14 protein-coding genes are annotated in these 19,576 nt (G+C 45.9%); 4 read left to right on the forward strand and 10 right to left on the reverse strand.

The features are described from left to right. Positions 1-8: 8 nt before the first annotated feature. The 3 genes from ACPD8L_RS07840 to ACPD8L_RS07850 are packed head-to-tail and all read right to left on the reverse strand — an operon-like array spanning position 9 to position 2,940. Complete coding sequence (locus ACPD8L_RS07840) at positions 9-770, reverse strand: sugar isomerase domain-containing protein (protein ID WP_423942807.1); 762 nt, start codon at positions 768-770, stop codon at positions 9-11. A 17-nt stretch (positions 771-787) separates the two neighbouring features. Beyond that, positions 788-1,951 (reverse strand): MFS transporter, encoded by a 1,164-nt coding sequence (locus ACPD8L_RS07845; protein ID WP_147300864.1) that lies wholly within the window; start codon positions 1,949-1,951, stop codon positions 788-790. Positions 1,952-1,959: 8 nt separating this feature from the next. Further along, complete coding sequence (locus tag ACPD8L_RS07850) at positions 1,960-2,940, reverse strand: ROK family protein (protein WP_293302043.1); 981 nt, start codon at positions 2,938-2,940, stop codon at positions 1,960-1,962. A 251-nt stretch (positions 2,941-3,191) separates the two neighbouring features. Between ACPD8L_RS07850 and ACPD8L_RS07855 the strand changes: the two genes are divergently transcribed. Beyond that, entirely contained in the window at positions 3,192-6,353 is a 3,162-nt protein-coding gene (locus ACPD8L_RS07855; RefSeq protein WP_423942809.1) for a WD40/YVTN/BNR-like repeat-containing protein, read from the forward strand. A gap of 15 nt (positions 6,354-6,368) precedes the next feature. Here the strand turns inward: ACPD8L_RS07855 and ACPD8L_RS07860 are convergent, their stop codons facing one another. From ACPD8L_RS07860 to ACPD8L_RS07870, 3 genes are read right to left on the reverse strand one after another with little or no spacing between them, the layout of a single operon-like run. After that, positions 6,369-7,376, reverse strand: a complete 1,008-nt coding sequence (locus ACPD8L_RS07860; protein ID WP_423942810.1) for a 4-hydroxyproline epimerase — start codon at positions 7,374-7,376, stop codon at positions 6,369-6,371. A gap of 44 nt (positions 7,377-7,420) precedes the next feature. After that, the gene (locus tag ACPD8L_RS07865; protein WP_423942811.1) at positions 7,421-8,941 is read right to left on the reverse strand and encodes an aldehyde dehydrogenase (NADP(+)); all 1,521 of its coding nucleotides are present in this window, start codon (positions 8,939-8,941) and stop codon (positions 7,421-7,423) included. Further along, positions 8,941-9,864: a dihydrodipicolinate synthase family protein gene (locus tag ACPD8L_RS07870; RefSeq protein WP_423942813.1), complete on the reverse strand. Its 924-nt coding sequence runs from the start codon at positions 9,862-9,864 to the stop codon at positions 8,941-8,943. The genes ACPD8L_RS07865 and ACPD8L_RS07870 overlap by 1 nt, the downstream gene beginning before the upstream one ends. Before the next feature lie 132 nt (positions 9,865-9,996). Here ACPD8L_RS07870 and ACPD8L_RS07875 point away from each other — a divergent pair, with 132 nt between their 5' ends. Then, the gene (locus ACPD8L_RS07875) at positions 9,997-10,842 is read left to right on the forward strand and encodes an AraC family transcriptional regulator (RefSeq protein ID WP_423942815.1); all 846 of its coding nucleotides are present in this window, start codon (positions 9,997-9,999) and stop codon (positions 10,840-10,842) included. A gap of 54 nt (positions 10,843-10,896) precedes the next feature. Here ACPD8L_RS07875 and ACPD8L_RS07880 read toward each other — a convergent pair whose 3' ends face one another. The 4 genes from ACPD8L_RS07880 to ACPD8L_RS07895 are packed head-to-tail and all read right to left on the reverse strand — an operon-like array spanning position 10,897 to position 17,372. Then, positions 10,897-12,882: a M13 family metallopeptidase gene (locus ACPD8L_RS07880; protein WP_423942817.1), complete on the reverse strand. Its 1,986-nt coding sequence runs from the start codon at positions 12,880-12,882 to the stop codon at positions 10,897-10,899. 38 nt (positions 12,883-12,920) lie between these two features. Then, positions 12,921-13,367, reverse strand: coding sequence for a YybH family protein (locus ACPD8L_RS07885; protein ID WP_423942819.1), 447 nt, complete (start codon positions 13,365-13,367; stop codon positions 12,921-12,923). Between the two features lie 11 nt (positions 13,368-13,378). Next, complete coding sequence (locus ACPD8L_RS07890; protein WP_423942821.1) at positions 13,379-14,722, reverse strand: hypothetical protein; 1,344 nt, start codon at positions 14,720-14,722, stop codon at positions 13,379-13,381. Positions 14,723-14,750: 28 nt separating this feature from the next. Beyond that, complete coding sequence (locus ACPD8L_RS07895) at positions 14,751-17,372, reverse strand: DUF5916 domain-containing protein (RefSeq protein ID WP_423942822.1); 2,622 nt, start codon at positions 17,370-17,372, stop codon at positions 14,751-14,753. A gap of 272 nt (positions 17,373-17,644) precedes the next feature. Here ACPD8L_RS07895 and ACPD8L_RS07900 point away from each other — a divergent pair, with 272 nt between their 5' ends. Further along, the gene (locus tag ACPD8L_RS07900) at positions 17,645-18,418 is read left to right on the forward strand and encodes a LytR/AlgR family response regulator transcription factor (RefSeq protein ID WP_423942824.1); all 774 of its coding nucleotides are present in this window, start codon (positions 17,645-17,647) and stop codon (positions 18,416-18,418) included. Further along, complete coding sequence (locus ACPD8L_RS07905) at positions 18,415-19,500, forward strand: sensor histidine kinase (protein WP_421809993.1); 1,086 nt, start codon at positions 18,415-18,417, stop codon at positions 19,498-19,500. The genes ACPD8L_RS07900 and ACPD8L_RS07905 overlap by 4 nt, the downstream gene beginning before the upstream one ends. Positions 19,501-19,576 lie beyond the last annotated feature (76 nt).

The raw sequence follows: 19,576 nt of genomic DNA on the forward strand, positions 1-19,576 counted from the left end.
TTTCAATCTTAAACCCCTGCAATCCTTCTCTTGTATTCACTCAACGCATCTGCCAACCGCTGCTTGGAGGTTGAATCCCCGGGGACATTGTGCGATGGATGGATATGGAGTTTGACCCCTCTGTCGGCCAATATTTCGGCCACTGTGGTAACGGTCATCCACACCGCCGTGATAAACGCCATAGTGGAAACCGGGCCCACTTTGTCCACATGGTTCTTCAATGGCACTGACGCATCTTCACCTGGCGCACAGGTGTCCACCACCAAATCGGCAAGTTCAAACAATGTTTTTCCACAGGAATGTTTGGTGGTCTTATCTTTGGCTTCGGCCGCTGAACCGAACACGATGACCTTCATGCCTTTTTCCTTGGCATCCAAAGCAATATCGATGTTTACGGCATTGACCCCGGTATGGGAGAACAGCCACATGGTATCTTCCTTGTCAAAATTGTGCCCTTTCATGATCTCACGGCCATAACCTTCCACCCGCTCCAAAAAGATAAACTGATCCACCCCCATCTGACCAACAATGTTGGTGAAAAAGGTAAGGGGTAGCTCCACAATGGGATGAAAGCCCACAAACCCACCAATTCTGGGATACATTTCCTCAATGGGCAGCGTGGCGTGGCCACACCCAAAGGTATGTACCCATTTTCCCTTTTCTATTGAATCGGCCATGATCTCGGCCGCTTTTTGAATGTTCTCCATTTGGGTTTCCTCGATTTCGGACATTACATTCCTGGCATTGTTAAGCCACTGTTTTGCTAACATTACTGATATATTTAATATTAAAATTGATTTAATTTTCTTCGCAATCCGAGTATAAGTCCACCCATGACCAATACCAGTAGCATCAGAAGCACCGGATAAAACCCTATGCCGAAGTATTGGGAAACCCACCCCATAAGATGGTTGCTCAATACATTTCCGATCAACGCTATGGTAATGACCAGACTAAAGGCGGTACCCGTTAATTCTTTGTACATTTTTCCTACGTAGCCCAACACCACCGGAAAACCAGCTGCAAGACCAAATCCGAAGCCCACAAGGCCAATCAAGGAAAGTAAATGGGTTTGAAAAATCCAGATAACGGATGCACTTGCCATAAGAACACAGACACTTAAAAGCAATACTGTATATGGGTTCATCACCCGTAATATTTTCCCCAACAGCAATCGGGCAACACAAAGTCCGGCCACAAAAAGGGACAGGGTAAACAAAGCATCCGCTGCCTCAAACTGCCTTTCAGATTCCAAAAATGTTGTGGTCCAATTATTGGCTATCCCTTCCAGTCCACTTTGAAAAAACAAGACAAAGCCCAATAGCAACAGAATGGGATCCTTCAACATTCCAAAACCTTGGGCAATAGGAAACCCTTGGGCATTTTTTGGTTTCGGAAAAGCGGTTATGACAAAAAGGATCACGGGCAATAACATCCCCATACCCATCCAAAAAATGAGCACATCCAGTTCCAAATATTTTTGCAAAAAGCCCACCATGGCAGGAACACCCAAAGCACCCACACCATAGAAGACGCCCAACAGGCTTAAATTGGCACTGTGCTTATCCTTACTGATATCCGAAACCAAGGCATTGGTGGCACCGTTCAAAATTCCACCTCCCAGTCCGATCACAACAATGGCCCAATTCAAATGATTAGACTGGGCCGCAATACCAAGGCCTTCAAATCCAAAAAATGAAAGTAGCCCTCCAATAATCAATATAAACTTGTACCCAAACCGATCTACCAAGGGACCAAAGACCATGGACCCCAGCAATATACCAAAGGGCAACAAAGACAGGGTAGCCCCTGTTTCTAGCTTGCTGAGATAGATTCTTTTTGAAATGGAAGGCAACAATGACCCCAAGGAAATCATCACGACCCCAAACAGCAACATGCCCAGACATGCTGCCACAAAAACCACTTTGTAATTGTATTTTGAGCCTTCCATTACCACAATTAAACTTTATTCTTCAATGACTTAAGTGCCAAATAGCCCGCTCCCACCAGTCCTGCATCACCTTCCAAGGTAGAAGCCTCTATGGACACTTTGCCAAAACTGATGGGTTGGGCCCATTGTTCGGACACCGATACGATCTTATCCATAAATTGGGAAGCGGGACCAAAAACACCTCCTCCAAAAATGATTTTCTCCGGGTTGAATGTGCTTATCAAATTGGCCGTAAAGACACCCCAATAGGCAATGGCCGTTTCCAAAGCAGAAACTGCAATCGGGTCATTTGCCTGATAAGCTTTGAATACATCTTCTGCGGAAAGGGCCTTTTTGGGGATTCTTCGCAGACTGCTCTCAACCCCAGGGGATTCTTCGAGAAGTTTGGCGGCATGACTCGAAATTCCACTTCCCGACGCATATTGTTCCAAATTCCCTCTTTGACGGTCGGTGGAAGAGAGCGCTACGTCCATTCCCATCCATCCAATGGAACCGGCAATTCCATGGGCACCGTTCAAGACCATACCATTGGCCCAGATACCAACGCCTATCCCCGTACCCACAGTAACAAACAACGCATGTCTACAACCTTTGGCCTTTCCTTTCCAAACTTCAGCAAGAATGGAACAGGAACGGTCATTGTCGATAGCCACCGGTATTCTGGCAGCACTCATACCTTGTTCAATGACTTCCTTCAATCTAAATTCTTCCCATCCGGGAATATTTGGAGCCCAAACCGTGTTGTCTATTTCGTTGTATATTCCGGGAACACAAATTCCAATAGCGGTCACCTGCAATCCTTCCTCCTTTGCAATTCGCAAAAGCCCATTTATCAAATCCACGATCAAGACCCCAACAGCCTCACCCGTTCTTCCCTCAAGCTTCTTTACTCTTTTGGTCAATAGGGCACCCTCAAGCCGGAAAAGCCCTCCAGCCGCTTTGGTCCCCCCTAGATCAATGCCGATCACCACCTTCTTATCGTCCTCCATACCTCTTGATTTCTTTAACAACGTGCACAATTTAAGCAAAAAATACATTCAATGTACTTTTGTAATTCATTTTATGCTGTTTTTATGCATTTTTATTTTCTTTTAAATTCAATAACTGCATTAAACGCGCATATTTAGTCAATGGATTTAAATAAAGTCCTTTGCACTAAAAATGTTCTTGTGGCCTATACCTCCCCGGCACCATCCTTTTTAGTTATCTTAGTTCGCACGACCCATCTAAACAGACCTTTATGAGAATCCTATTCCTGTTGTTATCCTATTTCTGTCTACAGACCACCACTTCGTGGTCCCAAGTAGATTCAACGCTTTTTGAAAATCTTACATTTCGGTTTATAGGGCCCGAAGGCAATAGGGCCATTGCCATAGCAGGGGTGCCGGGCGACCCCATGGTCAATTATATTGGTGCAGCATCAGGTGGCCTTTGGAAAACCATGGATGGAGGCATCAACTGGAATCCTATTTTTGACGGTCAAGAGGTTTCCTCCATTGGATCGGTGGCTTTGGCTCCTTCAAACCCCAACATCGTATGGGTAGGAACGGGTGAGACTTTTGTCATCCGTCCAGCCCACGCCATGGGTGATGGCATCTACAAGTCTGAAGATGCAGGAAAAACCTGGAAAAGAATGGGCCTTGAAAAAACTGGACGTATCGGGAGGGTAATCGTTCACCCCACTAATCCGAACATTGTCTATGCCGCTGCACTGGGCCATACTTATGGCCCCCAACAGGAACGTGGCGTGTACAAAACCACTGATGGTGGAAAAACTTGGAAACAGATCTTGTTCATAGATGAGCATACAGGAGCGGCAGAACTGGCCATCGACCTAAAAAATCCAGACCGACTGCTCGTAGGCATGTGGTCGATTCACATCAATACCTGGGGTCTGAACAGTGGTGGACCGGGAGGCGGTGTGTACCGCACCACCGATGGCGGCAATTCTTGGGAAGCGCTATCCAAATACGGCTTGCCCGGAGGAAAAGACCAACCCGTTGGGAAAACAGCCGTGGCCATTGCCCCTTCCCAACCTGATGTAGTCTATGCCCTTTTTGAAATTGACAGCCCGGCCCTATATCGTTCCGAGGACTTTGGTAATACATGGACCCTTCAAACCCGAAACCATGATATTGCCGAAAGGGCACCGTACTACACCCGTATGGCCGTTTCCCCGGCAGACCCGGACGAAATCTATTTTGCCAGTGTAAAATTCAGCACCTCAACAGATGCCGGAAAAACCATATCCGGAGGATATGCCGCAGGCGGGGACAATCACGATATTTGGCTGGACCCCACCAATGCAGACCGTATGATGGTCGCCCATGACGGTTGCGCGAGCATCACCCTAAACCACGGGGTAAGCTTTCAGCGAATCGTCCTGCCCATTGCCCAAATGTACCACGCCGCGGTTGATGACAAAATCCCGTATAATGTATATGGAAACCGTCAGGATGGGTATTCGTACAAAGGGCCCAGCAACAGTCTTCAAGGTTATATTCCCCTAGGTCTCTGGGAAGGTGTGGGAGGTTGTGAAAGTGGATTTGCCCAACCTGACCCCTTTGACAATGATATAGTTTGGTCCGGTTGCTATGATGGTGGACTTCAACGGTACAATGCCCGAACCGGCCATGCTCGTGATGTGCGCGTTTGGCCCGAAGCCGGATATGGATGGGAACCTGGCAAATTAAAGTACCGATGGCATTGGAACTTTCCGTTGGCTTTTTCGCCCCATACCCCACATCGGGTGTATGTAGGGAGCCAGTTTGTGCATAAAAGTGATGATGACGGACAAAGTTGGCAGGTCATTAGTCCCGATTTGACCTTAAACGACAAGACACACCAACAAAATTCAGGCGGGGTGGCCATTGATAACCTAATGACTTTTGATGGCGCCACGCTCTTTAGTATTGCAGAATCCAAATTGGAACCGGGACACATCTGGACCGGAAGCAATGACGGGCAGGTACATTTAACCCAAAACGGAGGGGAAACTTGGACCAATGTAACCCAAAACATTCCAGACCTTCCCCAATGGGGGACCATTGCCAATATAGAGCCTTCCCGATTCAAGAAGGGAACGGCATACATTTCCGTGGACCTTCACCAAATGGGCGATTTTGACCCTTATGTGTACAAAACTTCGGATTATGGCGAAAGCTGGAAGCTGGTCAGCGGCACAGTGCCTAAATCCGTCCATAGTTTTGCCCATGTGATCAAGGAAGACCCCAAAAGGGAGGGCATGCTCTATTTGGGTGTGGACAATGGTATCTATGTGAGCACCAATGATGGGCAAAGTTGGATGCGCCTGCGAAACAATCTCCCCCCAGCACCGGTATATTGGTTGGAAATCCAGGAGCGGTTTGATGATTTGGTCGTGGGAACCTACGGAAGAGGGTATTACATTCTGGACAATATTTCGCCTCTACGCGAATACGACATGAATGCCCAAGGCAAGGATGCCCATCTGTTCAGCATACGGCCCTCCTATCGGTTTCAGGAAAAACAGAGCATAAAGACCGACGGACCCAGTCTTAACTCCGGTACCAATCCTGCCTATGGGGCAGACATCAACTACTTCTTAAAAGACAGTACCGACCAAAAAGTGGAAATCCAGATTCTTACCTCCAATGATGAAATCGTGCGCACACTCCAAGGAAAGAATGACGCCGGCATCCATAGGGTGATGTGGGACCTTAGATACGAACCCACTTACAAACCCAAATTGCAATCCACTCCCCCTGGCCGACCTTGGGTACAACTGAACGGTGAGGGTTGGCGTCCCTTGGTCACCTGGGACTTGGATTTGATGCGGGGACAATACGGTCCCAGAGTGGTGCCAGATACCTATAAAGTAAAACTGATTGTTGGGGAAACAGCATATGTCCGGGAAGTGGAAGTCCTGAAAGACCCTTCCACCGAAGGAACCTTGGAGGACATCAAAAAACAAGTGGCCTTTTCCCTAGAGCTCAGGGATGCCATAAACTTGGCGGTGACCATGATCAATGATATTGAATCCATTCGGGCCGAACTGAATGAGATCATTCCACAGTTGCGAAACAAAAACGATAAGAAAAAGGCAGAACAGCTCCAATCCATGGCCGAAGCTATTGCTGCTTCCCTGTATGACATTCATTTGACCGGTGCCCGGGAAGATGCCTTTCGGTCCCCGATGAAACTATACGGTCGTTTAAGTGCCCTTGCCAGCGATATCACCGGAAACGGTTTGGACTTTAGACCCACTGACCAACAAGGGGAGGTCTACTCCATTTTCAACAAAAGGCTCAAAGACGTTGATGACAAATTCAAAACCTTTATGAACGTAGAAGTCAAAAATTTCAATAGTCAATTGAAAAAAAGTGAGCTTCAGATACTATTGGACAAGAAAATCAAGTCTTAATCAACACAGTAAGCTCTACAAAACCTGAAATCCATGGGCATAGGGATCGTCATCATCTATGATGATGGTGTTATACCCTGTTATTTGTGCCCACCCTTGGATGCTGGGTACAATGGCATTGACATTGGTCAAAGTAGTCTCTTTTTCAACCCTGCCAATAAACTTACTCCCAATAAAACTTTCATGGATGAAGTCTTCCCCTACCTTCAACTTGCCCTTCGCATGCAATTGCGCCAAACGGGCCGATGTTCCCGTGCCGCAAGGCGAACGATCAATAGCCTTGTCTCCATAAAACACGGCATTTCTCCCTGACGAGGTTGGCTCTAAAGGGTTTCCTGTCCACATCATGTGACTGACATCCCGAATCGTCGTATTCTCAGGATGGATGAATCTATCGGGATATTTTGCATTGATTCGTTCCCGGACCACCTTGGAATACTGAATGATCTTGGATGCTGAAAAATCATGTACTCCGTTAAAATTATCCTGCGGGTCCACAATGGCGTAGTAGTTCCCGCCATAGGCCACATCAAAGGTGATTTCTCCCAACTCCGGGCATTCCACGGTCAGGTTTTCGGCCGCCAAATAGGATTTCACATTTACCAATTTCACCCAATCCACTTTCATGCCCGTCTGTTGGTATTCGATCTCGACCAAACCCGCAGGGGCTTCCATTCTAACTTTTCCAGGGATTTTAGGCTGAATTAATCCTTCCTCCAAAGCAATGGTGATGGTCCCAATAGTCCCATGACCGCACATGGGCAAACAGCCTGAGGTTTCAATAAAAAGAATTGCAATGTCATTTTCGGGCTCGTGTGGCGGAAAGAGGATACTGCCACTCATCATATCATGGCCCCTTGGCTCAAACATAAGCCCTTTTCGAATCCAGTCAAATTCCTTGAGGAAATGCTGTCGTTTTTCACTCATATTCCGTCCCAAAAGGATGGGACCTCCTCCTGCTACCAAACGCACAGGGTTTCCACAGGTGTGGGCATCCACACAAAAAAACGTCTTTCTTGCCACGGCTAGCGCTTCAACTAAATTATATCGTGCTTAAAAATACAACCTTACTTCAAGTAAGTGGGCAACAATTCTTCTGGAAAGGATTGGTAACTGATCGGCCTTGCCCATCTTTTGATGGAATGGATGCCCACCGCAGTGAACCTCGAATCCGTAGATGCCGGATAAGGTCCGCCATGCTGCATGGACGGGCACACCTCAACCCCAGTGGGAACACCGTTGTAAATGATACGCCCTACCCTGTTTTGGAGCACATCCACCAAGGTTTCCAAATCCAAATCATCATCTTTTTCAGCAATCAAGGTTCCGGTCAACTGGCCTTCCAAGTTTTCAATGACCTGAAAGAGTTCTTCTTCATCCTTGCACTGTACCACCAAAGAAAAAGGCCCAAAAACCTCTTTGTGCATTTTGGGGTTGTTCAAAAAATCGGCTCCTGAAACTGTGGCAACTTCCGCTGGGGCATCATTGACCTTCACATCTTCATCCCTTTTGGAAATACTTTCCACACCTTTTTGGGAGGTCACCTCCCCACCATTCTTCAAATACCCCTTTTTAATATTGGGGTGCAACATGCACTGTGGTGTAATGGCCACGGTCTTTTCAGCCAATGTTTCGACAAAATTTCGGGTATTGGAATCCTTGATGGTCAACAGCAATCCCGGATTGGTACAAAACTGTCCTGTTCCCAATGTTATGGAATCTGCATAGGTTTGCGCAATTTCATCGGCCCTTCGGGAAATGGCCTTGGGCGTGATGACCACGGGGTTGATACTCCCCATTTCCGCGAATACCGGGATGGGTTCCTCCCGTTGTGAGGCCAAATCGAACAGTGCTCGACCTCCTGTGATACTTCCGGTAAATCCTACTGCCTTTATCTTGGGATGTTTCACCAAGTTCACTCCCACGTCCACACCTCCGTTGACACAGGAAAATACCCCATTGGGCATTCCTGTCTCTTGGGCCGCCTTGACAATGGCAGAAGCCACCAATTCCGAGGTACCCGCATGCATGGGATGCGACTTCACAATCACAGGACACCCTACCGCCAAAGCACTTGCTGTATCCCCGCCTGCCGTGGAATAGGCCAACGGAAAGTTGCTCGCCCCAAATACCGCCACAGGTCCCATGGGAATCAAGGTTTTTCTTAAATCCACTTTGGGAATAGGCTTTCGGTCCGGTTCAGCCGCATCAAATGTATTTTCCCGCCAATCGTCCTGGGCAACCAACTCGGCAAAAGACCGCAATTGAAAAACGGTCCGTCCTCGCTCGCCTTTGGCCCTTCCTTCGGGAAGTCCGGTTTCGGAAGTATATCTTTCCACCAATTCCTCGTCCAACTCCAAAATATGGTCTGCAATGGCATTCAAGAACGCCGCCCGTTGCTTTCCGGGAATCTTTCTGAATGTTTTGAAAGCATCCCAAGCCAATTCAGCGGCCATATCCACTTCTTCAGTGGTGGCTTCCACAAAAGTTGAAGGGTTCTCCGTGTTCAATTTTGGGTTCAAGGTCGTGAATTTCACATCCCCTTTCCCACTCAAGTTGTTTCCAATGTAGTTTTTGCCTGTAATCATTATGCGTTGCTACTGAGTTTTTTATAATCGGGTAATGTGGGTCTATTCTTTAGGCCTGTTTCGATGATTTTCAATACCCTTTGTCTTTCCCCACCCTGCAAGGGCAATCTAGGTGGCCTCACATTTTCCGCACCGATGCCCGTGGCCACTTCGGCCAATTTAATGTTCTGCACCAATTGTGGGCTGATGTCCAGTTCCAACAAGGGCATGAACCATCTGTAGATTTCAAGGGCCTCGTTGATCCTTCCCGCTTTAACCAATTCGTAAATCGCAACCGTTTCGGCTGGAAAGGCACAGACCAGGCCGGCTACCCAACCATCGGCCCCTATGGCCAAACTTTCCAGACCCAAGGTATCCACGCCTGTGAACACCTTTACACGGTCCCCAAAACGATTCTGTAATCGGATGATATTGGTAATATCCCTTGTTGATTCCTTTATCGCTTGAATATTGCTGCATTCCAGCAAATCTTCCAACATATCCAAAGTTACCTCAATTTTATAATCCACAGGGTTATTGTAGAGCATTATGGGCAGTGAAGTATTGTTGGCAATGGCCTTGAAGTAGGTCACGGTTTCAAAATCGGTGGCCCTGTACCTCATGGGAGGTAATACCATGAGTCCGTCTGCACCTGCCTTTTCAGCCTGTTGAGCCATGAGAATGGCTCCCTTGGTGCTTTGCTCCGCAACATTCATGACCACAGGTATTTTTCCATCCGCTATGGCCAATGAGGTTTTGATCAGGGTTTCTTTCTCATCCGGTTCAAGGGTACTGGCTTCCCCTAGGGTACCTCCCAAGATAATTCCATGGACCCCTGCCTCCATCTGCGCTTTGATGTTCTTTTCAAACATGTCAAGGTCCAATTGGTCACTAGCGGTGAACTTTGTGGTAACTGCTGGCATTACGCCTTTCCATTGTAGCATAACGATATGTTTTAATCACAAAATTAGAAGAGACAAGCCCAATCTTCGGTCTGAAAATTACCCAGTTCCAATATTATATTATCCTATAAACATATTTTTTATGTATTTTATGATGATTTTTGTATCATTCTTATGAAAATACTACCCTTTAAAATACCCAAACCCAAAGATGAAGCCTTGGTGTACCAAGAGGACCGGGAAAAGGTTTTCTATGATCAACTCCATCAACATGCCGAAATCCAGATAAGCTACATTGAAAAGGGAGCAGGCACCCTTATTGTTGGGGATTCCTTCAATGAATATAAGACCAACGACATTTTAGTGATTGGGAGTTATGTCCCCCATGTTTTCCGGAGTGATACCAACACCACGAATAAATCCGTCATGCGCACATTGTTTTTTGACCAGGATTCCTTTGGAAAAGATTTTTTCGCTCTTCCCGACCTCGCGGCCACCCACCCCTTCTTTCAACAATCGGTATACGGGATGAAAGTGGTTTCCCATAAGGAAAATACCATCGCTCTTTTTAAGCAGTTACGGCAACAGAACAAATTGGAACAGATTGCCTCCCTACTTTTGATTATCAACCAAATAACAAAATCCGAAACCCAACCTCTTTCTTCATTTGTATACAACAAGGCTTTTTCGGACGATGAGGGAAAACGCTTGAACAAGGTATTCGATCACGTCATGGATCACTACCACGAGCAAATTACCTTGCAAGAGGTTTCGGAAATAGCCCATATGAGCAAAAATGCCTTTTGTAGGTATTTTAAAAAGCGTACCAACAAGACCTTCTTTCAGTTTTTGATTGAAATACGGATAGAGAATGCCGGAAAACGAATCATCTACCAACCCGAACTTCCCATTTCCTTGGTTTCTGAACTTTGTGGTTTTAGCAACTTGGCCAATTTCAATAGAAAATTCAAGGAACTGAAAGGGTGCACTCCCACCCAATACAGGGGACAATTTCAATAGAAAAGGACCCAAACCAAAATGGCCGGACCCTTTCCATGAACATAAATAACAACCCTACCAAATAGTTATGATTTCCTCACGCCGCATTTTGCTGCCTTTGGGAATATCAAAAGCTTTGATGAATTCCTCAAAATTGGACAATGCTCCATTGGCCCGATAAAAACTAGGGGAATGTGTATCTGTTTTTACTAGGTTTTCCAAGGACTTATCCCGATACTTACCTCGCCACATTTTGGCATAAGCGAGAAAAAATCGCTGCTCATCCGTTAGTCCGTTGATGACTTGGGCACCTTTTTCGGCCTGATTGATTTTCATGGCTTCAAAGGCAATGGCCAAGCCGCCCAAGTCGCCAATATTTTCTCCCAAAGTGAGCTTGCCGTTCACATGGATGGAATCCAGTACCACGTAGGCATCAAACTGTTCCTCTATCTTTTTGGCCCTTGCCTCAAACCGTTCCCTATCCTCGGGGGTCCACCAGGACTTCAGGTTTCCATCGGCGTCGTACAGACTGCCATTGTCATCAAATCCATGGGTGATCTCATGCCCAATGATAACCCCTACAGAACCATAATTGGTGGCATCATCGGCATCATAATCAAAAAAAGGCGGGTTAAGAATCCCTGCGGGGAAGACAATTTCATTCCGATAGGCAGAAAAATACGCATTGACCGTGGGCGGGGTCATGCCCCACGCATTGGGGTCAATTGAGTCTCCCAAACGGTTCAATTGCCGCAAATAGTCATGCTCCCTTAACCTGATTACGTTGCCAAAGTAATCATTGGCCTTGATGTCCACCGCAGTATAATCCAACCATTTATCGGGGTACCCTACTTTTACTCCCATTTTATCCAGTTTATGGCGGGCCTGGATTTTGGTCTCTTCAGTCATCCATGTATACCGATTTATCCGTTGATGGAACGCTTGCTTTAAATTATCGATGAGGCCAATCATTTTGTCCTTGTTCCGCTTGGGAAAGTATTTTTCCACGAAGAGCTTGCCCAAAGGTTGACCCAAATTTATGTCTGTAGAGTTTTGTGCCAATTGCCAACGCGGAAACTCCTCTTCCACCCCATTCAATGTGGTTTGGTAAAAAGCAAAGCTTCGATCTCGGATGGCATTGTTCAACATGGGGGTTGTTCCCCGAATCACCTTCCATTGCATATAGGTCTTCCAATCGGCAATGGAGAAATCATCCAACATTCGGTCGAACATGGCCAAAAACTCGGGTTGGTTCACGATAACATAGTCCACTTCCTTGTTCAACCCCAAATCCTTAAAATACTTGGGCCAATCCACATTGAATGTGAGTTGGTTGAGCTCGGCCATGGTCTTTTTGTTATAGTTCCTTTCCGAATCCCGAAGTTGGACCGGACTTCTATGGATTTGGGCCATCCGGGTTTCCATTTCGAAGATTTTTTGGGCCGCTTCCCGCTCCTTGCCTTGGTGCAATTGCAGCATTTTGAAGATATCCGTCATCAATTCCAGGTATTTGTCCCGAAACTCCTGATACTGTGGATTGTCTTCCAAGTAGTAGGCCCTGTTGCCCAGACTCAAGCCAGACTGACTTAGATAGAGGGCATACACGGAGCTGTTCTTGGCATCCAGAACGGTGTAGGTCCCAATGGGCGCCTGAATACCTTTGGTATATAGCTGTGCGGTCAGTGCTAAATAATCCTCTTTGGTGGTGATTTGTTCCACTTTGTCCAAGTACGCTTTAAGGGGTTTCAACCCCAGATTTTCCAATCGTAGGGTATCCATACAGCTGGCATAGAAATCGGTCACCATTTGCTCCGTTGAACCCTTTTCGTAGGTTGTATTGCTCTCCGTAAGCTCCTTAAAAATGCCCTTGATTCGGTCCTGATTTGCAAAATAGACCTCATGAAAGCTACCCCAAGAGCCATAGGCCGCAGGGATTTCCGTGCTGTCCAACCATTGGTGGTTCACGTAGGTATAAAAATCGTCTTGGAGCTGTTGTTTCCCCTGTGCAAAGGCCATGGTTGTAGCCGTTAGGGCTAAAACTGCCATCATCCTGTTTTTCATATGTTCGTTTTTTGAGTTGTTGCTGTTTTTTTTCGATATCAATCCCAAACAAATTTCCATGTGCCATCCTCTTGGCGCTTCCAAACGGTATGGAACACGCCTTTGGCCTCTGCTGGATTGCCTTCGGCATCTTCATAGGAAAATGTATAGTACCCATAGGTGTAGCCCAGGTCCCCGGATTTGGAGACTTCGATAAATTCCGGTTTCCAAGCCAATCCTTTTGAGGTTTGGTTCTGCATAAAATCGGCAATACCCTGCTTGCCCTCAATGAGTTGATTGTTCCTCATGAGAACGGCATCTTCGGCGGCGTAGGCCAGAAAGGCCTTGTTCATCCCTTCTTCCTTGGCCATTTGTGCAAAAGCGGTCTCGGAATCGGCAATTTGTTGTTTCCACGTCTCCAAAACTTGGGGAAGTGGTTCTTGGGTCTGGCCACATGCCATGAGCAGTACCATGACCAATACACTACATACATTGACTATTTTCATGACTTCAATTTTTAGTGGTTGGGGTTCCAATTGGGCTGGGCCTTTTTCCCATTTACGAAAAACGTATTGACCGCCTCCAAATCGGTTCCATTTTTATATTGATATTCAAATCTATGAACCCCTATTTGGGTATTGTTGACCGGGTTTTCATCAGCATCCAAATAGCTACGCTCCGCCAACCTTCCTCTTTCATCATAATGGTTTTCTTCTATGGCATAACCTCCCGACCCATTGACAAGCTTTCCTTCCAGATCATGGTAAAACCCGCGGATAGGTCGCCCCTCTGCGTCAAATTGGGTCTTATATTCGTGAATCTTGTTCGCACCCAATCCAATAGGGTTTCCATCCTTATCAAAAAAGGACCTTGTAGCCAAAAACCTTCCATCAGAACTATACGTGGCTCTGATGATTCCAATACCACTATTGGAATTGGTGGGCCTGTCTTCCGTATCCAAAAAAGCCCGTCCTACTTCATTGCCGTGTTCATCAAAACGATACACTACTTTATGAACTCCCCAATTGGTGAGTTGTGGCCCATTGTTTTCATCAATGAAAGCAGCTTCCTGTTCCGAAAAAAAATCGGAAGGGATATAGGCTATTTTGGCAATGTTGGTCATACCCCGAGTCAATCTGCCCTCCCCATCATAGTTGGACCATTCCGTAAACTGTCCGTGAGCGTTGTATCCAACTTTGGTAGTGACCACATTTGCCTCATCGGGCGTGGGGGTCTTGCCTTCTTTTCCAAAATTGGTCATTTGGGCCAGTAGACCATGTGTATTGTAGGAGAACAGGGTTACGAAGTATTGAAATTCCGGCCGATTTCGGACAAGCTCATCTTTGGTATTGTAACGCCATTCCATAACATCGCCATTGGGCAAAGTCTCCCAAACGTATTTGGCGATGCCAAAATCATTATCAATGATGTCCCCTGCAATATTGTGGAAGGTCAGACCTGTTCTCTCTTCTTTCTCATTAATAACAAACCGTGCTTCATACACATCCCCGGAGACCAAGGTTCGATGACCAAACTCGTTGTAAAATGTGCGTATTTCTTTATTTTCCTGATAGCTGACCTTAATTTTGGGCGCTCGTACAAATCGGTCCGAAAACGAAACCAGTTGATCATTGAGTACATAGCGGCACTCCACCAACCTTCCCTTTTCATCATAATCCAATTCAAAATGTTTTTTGTTGCCCGCATCCTCCCTGGCCACCATCTTGGCTCCTCTGATATCGGCAAAAGGGGTTTCCCGGAACACAATACCCATGGCATATTGGGTGTGCTGTGCCTTTACTTTCAATCCACAACTTAGCAGCATCAGTACTGCCCAGATTATGTTTATTGTCTTTCTCATTCAGCTCTTTTTTTCTGGTTTGATATGATCATAAAGCCAATCGATAGGTGAGTTTCATCAAGAAAATATTCTCCGGTTTTTGCCCAAAAATGCCCGACTCCAATCCGCGGGTCAAACTGGCTGATGGGTCCATGAAGTTGGATATCCCCTGCGACCAGACCAAAAACAGCTCCGACCCCGGGATGTATTCCCAACGTACCACCAAATTGGACCGAAACTCCACCAAGGAAAAATCTGGATCATCGAAACTGTAATCCACAGTGCCGTCCAAATTTTCATCCACCACATACATTTCCGTATCGGACTGCCTAACTATCTGCCCTTCTTCCAACAATTCATAGCGATCAAAAAGATTTTCCGCCACTGGATTGGTGATGTAATTGAAATGGGAATACCGCCCCCTTGCAATAAAAGGCTGCCCATAGTATTGAATGGTGAGGTTGGGATTTATGGTGTAGTTCACCCGAATGGCCGCGCTCAATGTTTTATTGTCTATTTCCGAAGTAATGTATCTGGGCATCCCATTGAATTGGGTCTCCGTGACATATTGGGTTCTATGGGGGTATCTGGCATACTGTGGACTAAAGGATACGCTCAACGCATTGGAGGGCTGATAGGTAATCCCGCCGGTAAATTCAAAAATGGTGAAGTGGCCTTGCTTGGCTTCCGAATAGAGCAGATCGGCACTAAACCGTAGTTTTTTACGTAAATCGGTATTGGCAATGAACCAGACAAAATTTTCCCGTGAGAGCTTGAATCGTGGACCACCCTGCAAGTGCGCTGTACGATAATTAATGGGAATATGCCCCCCGCCCACATCAAAGCCCCAGTTGTTCAAAAAAGTGCCATCGGCCCCAAATTGGTATTGCATGCGATTGCGGTTCCCCTCAAAATCAAAACTGTTGAAGTAATTAAAATTGGCTCCTACTCTCCTAAACTTTCCCATTTGGCGGGTAGATTCGTAGGCCACCGTATTGTATTGGCGAAACTCATCGGTCTGCCTCAAAAATCCAATATCGTTGATCTCGAGTTCAGGGGATTTCCAAAAAGCGCCAATGGTATATCGCAAATTACCACCGCCTACTTTTCCATACTCCAATTTCCCTCCGGTTCCCGCCAAGGAGGTTCGGGTGAAATCCACCTCCACATGATCGGCATCCGTGCGTTGGAACAAGTGCGTCAAGGTATTTTGGGTGGCGGCAATGGCCTCCCTGCTCCCCTTTACCTTACTAAAAATGGAATAGCCCATGAGGTAGTAGTTCCGGTTGCTCCATTGGTGTTTAAAGTCCAACCCACCCGAATAGGCATCGGTATGCAAAAAATTGAGTTGGTCGGGTACATCAAACCGATTGGTGGCCGTTACGATACCCCCTACGTATGAATTGTTGTTATTAAAGTCTTTCTGTAATCGCCCCACAAAATAATTGGTAAGCGGTTCCACCAATTCCTCGCTTCGCTCCCCATTGGTGTCGATTTCAGCATACTCCTTGGCCGTTAAACTCTCCATAACCCCAATGGACCACCCATTCTTGGTCTTTCCCGAAAATTTGGCCGCACCAAGAATAGTAGTGTTTCCCGGTCGGTCCACATATTGGTCACCAGACACACTGGGGTATCCTTGCGGGGTCCTTCCTATGCGCCTCGAATAAAATAGATTGTCCGAGGCATGCGAAAATCTGTAATCAAAAATGTTCTTGTTCTCTACAAAAAAGGGACGCCGTTCCTGAAAAAATATCTGGAAGCCATCCAAGGCAATGGCCGAAGGGTCGGCCTCCACCTGTCCAAAATCGGGGTTCACGGTGAGATCCAACGTAAGGTCATTGGTCACCCCAATCTTGGCATCCACTCCCCCGTTCAACTTAAAATCATTGCCATCCCTAAAGGGATTTCCCTCCTCTTTTTCATAGGTTTTTAGCTGCGTTACCGTAAAAGGCTGTATTTCCAACTGATTTTGAGGGGTAAGGTTTTTTAATCCATGGAGTTCCCCAAACTCACTGACCCAGCCCGGAGCATCTTGGGGAATGCGCTGCCAAACGGAGCGCTCCTCATTTCTAAAATAACGCCGTAGCACCTGAAGCCCCCACACCTGTTCCTTATCAGCATTAAACCTCAGTTGGCTCAATGGAATTCTTATTTCGGCGATCCAACCCTCATCATCAATCTGGGTTTTGGTTACCCAAATGGGGTTCCAACTACTGTCCCAATCATCTCCGTTGTTAGAGATAAATTCATCCCCCCGCACCCCAGCCACCGTTGCCGTAAAGGAAAATGCAGTTCGTAGGTCGTGGTAGCTGTCAATTTCCACTTCCACCCAATCGCCATCAAAGGTATCCCTACGGCCCATGCGCCGAACAATACTGTCCGGCGCCGCATCAAAGGCCCGTATGCCAAAATAGATGTATTTGGCATCGTAAATGATCTTGAACTTGGTCTGAAAGCTAGGTGGGGTATTTTCATCTGGTCGGACCTCGATAAAATCACCGCCCCACTCCACGATATCCCATACTGGATCGTCCATGGCCCCATCAATGATCGGTGTTCGTCCATCTTCAATGGCCATGGTGGTATACTTCTTTTTTTCAATGATCTGGGCATCCAAGACCTGGATAGAAGCCAGCAAAACAGCTGGCCACAAAAAAATCTTTCCCATGTGATTGTTTTACGCACCAGCCTGCATTGACTTCAATCCGGATGGATTGTTTTTGATATAGGTGATGACTGTCGTTTTTTGATTGATTTGATTGACATTTCCGGCTAAATTTAACCGATGCCCCCTTCCAACTTTCCAAAAAGAATTGGATGCCTATTATTTTGATATGAGTGTACAAGTATCTGATTTGAAATGCCCTTATCCTGAAATGGAAAAATCAATTTTCAGTTTGCGTACCCCAATTGTTTCCTATTTTCGCCTAAATTGCATCGATGGCATATAGGGTAATCATTGTAGATGACGAATTATTGGCCCGTAAACGGATTACCGAACTGTTGGGCACAAGAAAGGAATTCCTGATTGAGGCAGAATGCGCCAATGGGGAGGAAGCCATTGAACAGATCAACACCTTGGCCCCTGATGTGCTTTTTTTGGATGTGGAACTGAAAGACCTCACCGGTTTTGATGTGCTCCAAAGCCTATCTCTCCAAAGCGTCCCACTCATTGTTTTCATTACCGCTTACGATAGCTATGCCATCCAGGCTTTTAACAACTATGCGCTGGATTTTCTGCTAAAGCCCTTTAAGAACCACCGCTTTTTTGAAACCTTGGACCGTATTGAGGAACGAATGAAACTCAATAACTACGGGACCGACATGAGGCAGTTTTTGTTGGATATCCAAGGAAATCTTGGAAATCCTCCCAACACCATGGCTTCCCGGTTTCCCATTCGAGAGAACAACCGAACGGTTTTTTTGAACAAGGACCACATCAAATATATCTGCGCCTCCAGCTATTATTCGGATATCTACAGTATTGAGAAAAAATATACGGTAAGGGATTCGCTCAAGAACTTAATGGTACAGTTGAATACCTCCAATTTTGTACGGATTCACCGATCTACCATCATCAATGTGGACCATATGTTGGAGTTGGTGCATTCGGATTACAACGAAATGGATGTTCGGATGCAAGATCAGGAACTGTTCCGGATCAGTAAATCATACAAAAAGGATTTTCTTAAAAAATTGGGGTTGGCACCATGAAGAAGCTTTTGAAGAAATACGGGGAAAGACCTTTGATCATCTATTTGGTGGTCTTTTACACCTTTATTGCCTTTGTGGATTTTCTGCGGAACTTTTACTTTTTGTACAGTGGTCCAAGACGGGTCACCAACGATTTTACCGGATTGGTTTTGGTAAGTGTTGTTGATTGGGCATTTGTAATCCTTTTTATGTGCTCCGTTTCCTTGCTGACCAAATACCTTCTGATAAAAAGGGTATCTTGGACAAAGATCATCCCATTGCATATTGTGCTGAGCATTTTGCAGAGCTACCTTGTTGGGTTTATCTCACCTTTGTTGCTCACTTACGAACTGATAACCATTGAACTTGGCTTTTTTGAAAAGGTCACCCATACCTTTTTGTTCAATGTCACCACCAATATCTTGCTCTACAGCTCCATGATCTTGATTATCTATGCCTATTTCTATCTGCAACAGGTAAAAAATCAGGAGATACGGAATAAGGTCCTTGAGAACAGCCTGATCAAGTTCAAACTGAAAACCTTGGAAAGCCAGCTCAACCCCCACTTTCTGTTCAATACCCTGAACAGTATCTCCAGCCTAATCCCCAAAAATCCGGATACCGCCCAGGATATGGTGGCCGATATCAGTTTTCTATTGCGAAAGTTCCTGAGTATCGATGACAAGAATTTCATCACCATTCGCGAAGAACTGGAAATCTTGGAGTATTACACCAATATTTTAAAGCAGCGTTTTCAAGAAGACCTGGTCATCACACAGGAAGTAGAGGAGTCCATTCTGCATAAACAGATTCCCCGACTGTTGATACAGCCCATCATTGAAAATTCCATCAAGCATGGATTCTCCCAGGAAAACAAAAAATTGAACATACACCTGTCCATTCAGAAAAAGGAAGGCTCCATTTTGCTGTCCGTGGAAAACAATGGAAAAAAAATCCCTAAATACCCCATTTACTCCAATAGTGGTATTGGCATCATCAACATCAAGGAACGGTTACAGGCACTATATCATGGAAAATCCGATTTTCATTTTGAAAATATGCCCCATGGGGTAAAGACAGTGATTACCATTCCCATGACCTAGAACATTCAATGCACCTTAAAAGTCATTCACATCAAATACATGGTCAACAGATTCTATTTTATCCAATTACGTTTAG

The sequence above is a fragment of the Flagellimonas algicida genome (assembly GCF_049629585.1).
GTDB lineage: Bacteria > Bacteroidota > Bacteroidia > Flavobacteriales > Flavobacteriaceae > Flagellimonas.

What these genes read in the sequence shown, in the direction of transcription:
- ACPD8L_RS07840 (WP_423942807.1), bottom strand. Translation starts at nt 770, where the DNA reads ATGTTAGCAAAACAGTGGCTTAACAATGCCAGGAATGTAATGTCCGAA.
- ACPD8L_RS07845 (WP_147300864.1), bottom strand. Translation starts at nt 1,951, where the DNA reads ATGGAAGGCTCAAAATACAATTACAAAGTGGTTTTTGTGGCAGCATGT.
- ACPD8L_RS07850 (WP_293302043.1), bottom strand. Translation starts at nt 2,940, where the DNA reads ATGGAGGACGATAAGAAGGTGGTGATCGGCATTGATCTAGGGGGGACC.
- ACPD8L_RS07855 (WP_423942809.1), top strand. Translation starts at nt 3,192, where the DNA reads ATGAGAATCCTATTCCTGTTGTTATCCTATTTCTGTCTACAGACCACC.
- ACPD8L_RS07865 (WP_423942811.1), bottom strand. Translation starts at nt 8,941, where the DNA reads ATGATTACAGGCAAAAACTACATTGGAAACAACTTGAGTGGGAAAGGG.
- ACPD8L_RS07870 (WP_423942813.1), bottom strand. Translation starts at nt 9,864, where the DNA reads ATGCTACAATGGAAAGGCGTAATGCCAGCAGTTACCACAAAGTTCACC.
- ACPD8L_RS07875 (WP_423942815.1), top strand. Translation starts at nt 9,997, where the DNA reads ATGAAAATACTACCCTTTAAAATACCCAAACCCAAAGATGAAGCCTTG.
- ACPD8L_RS07880 (WP_423942817.1), bottom strand. Translation starts at nt 12,882, where the DNA reads ATGAAAAACAGGATGATGGCAGTTTTAGCCCTAACGGCTACAACCATG.
- ACPD8L_RS07885 (WP_423942819.1), bottom strand. Translation starts at nt 13,367, where the DNA reads ATGAAAATAGTCAATGTATGTAGTGTATTGGTCATGGTACTGCTCATG.
- ACPD8L_RS07890 (WP_423942821.1), bottom strand. Translation starts at nt 14,722, where the DNA reads ATGAGAAAGACAATAAACATAATCTGGGCAGTACTGATGCTGCTAAGT.
- ACPD8L_RS07895 (WP_423942822.1), bottom strand. Translation starts at nt 17,372, where the DNA reads ATGGGAAAGATTTTTTTGTGGCCAGCTGTTTTGCTGGCTTCTATCCAG.
- ACPD8L_RS07900 (WP_423942824.1), top strand. Translation starts at nt 17,645, where the DNA reads ATGGCATATAGGGTAATCATTGTAGATGACGAATTATTGGCCCGTAAA.
- ACPD8L_RS07905 (WP_421809993.1), top strand. Translation starts at nt 18,415, where the DNA reads ATGAAGAAGCTTTTGAAGAAATACGGGGAAAGACCTTTGATCATCTAT.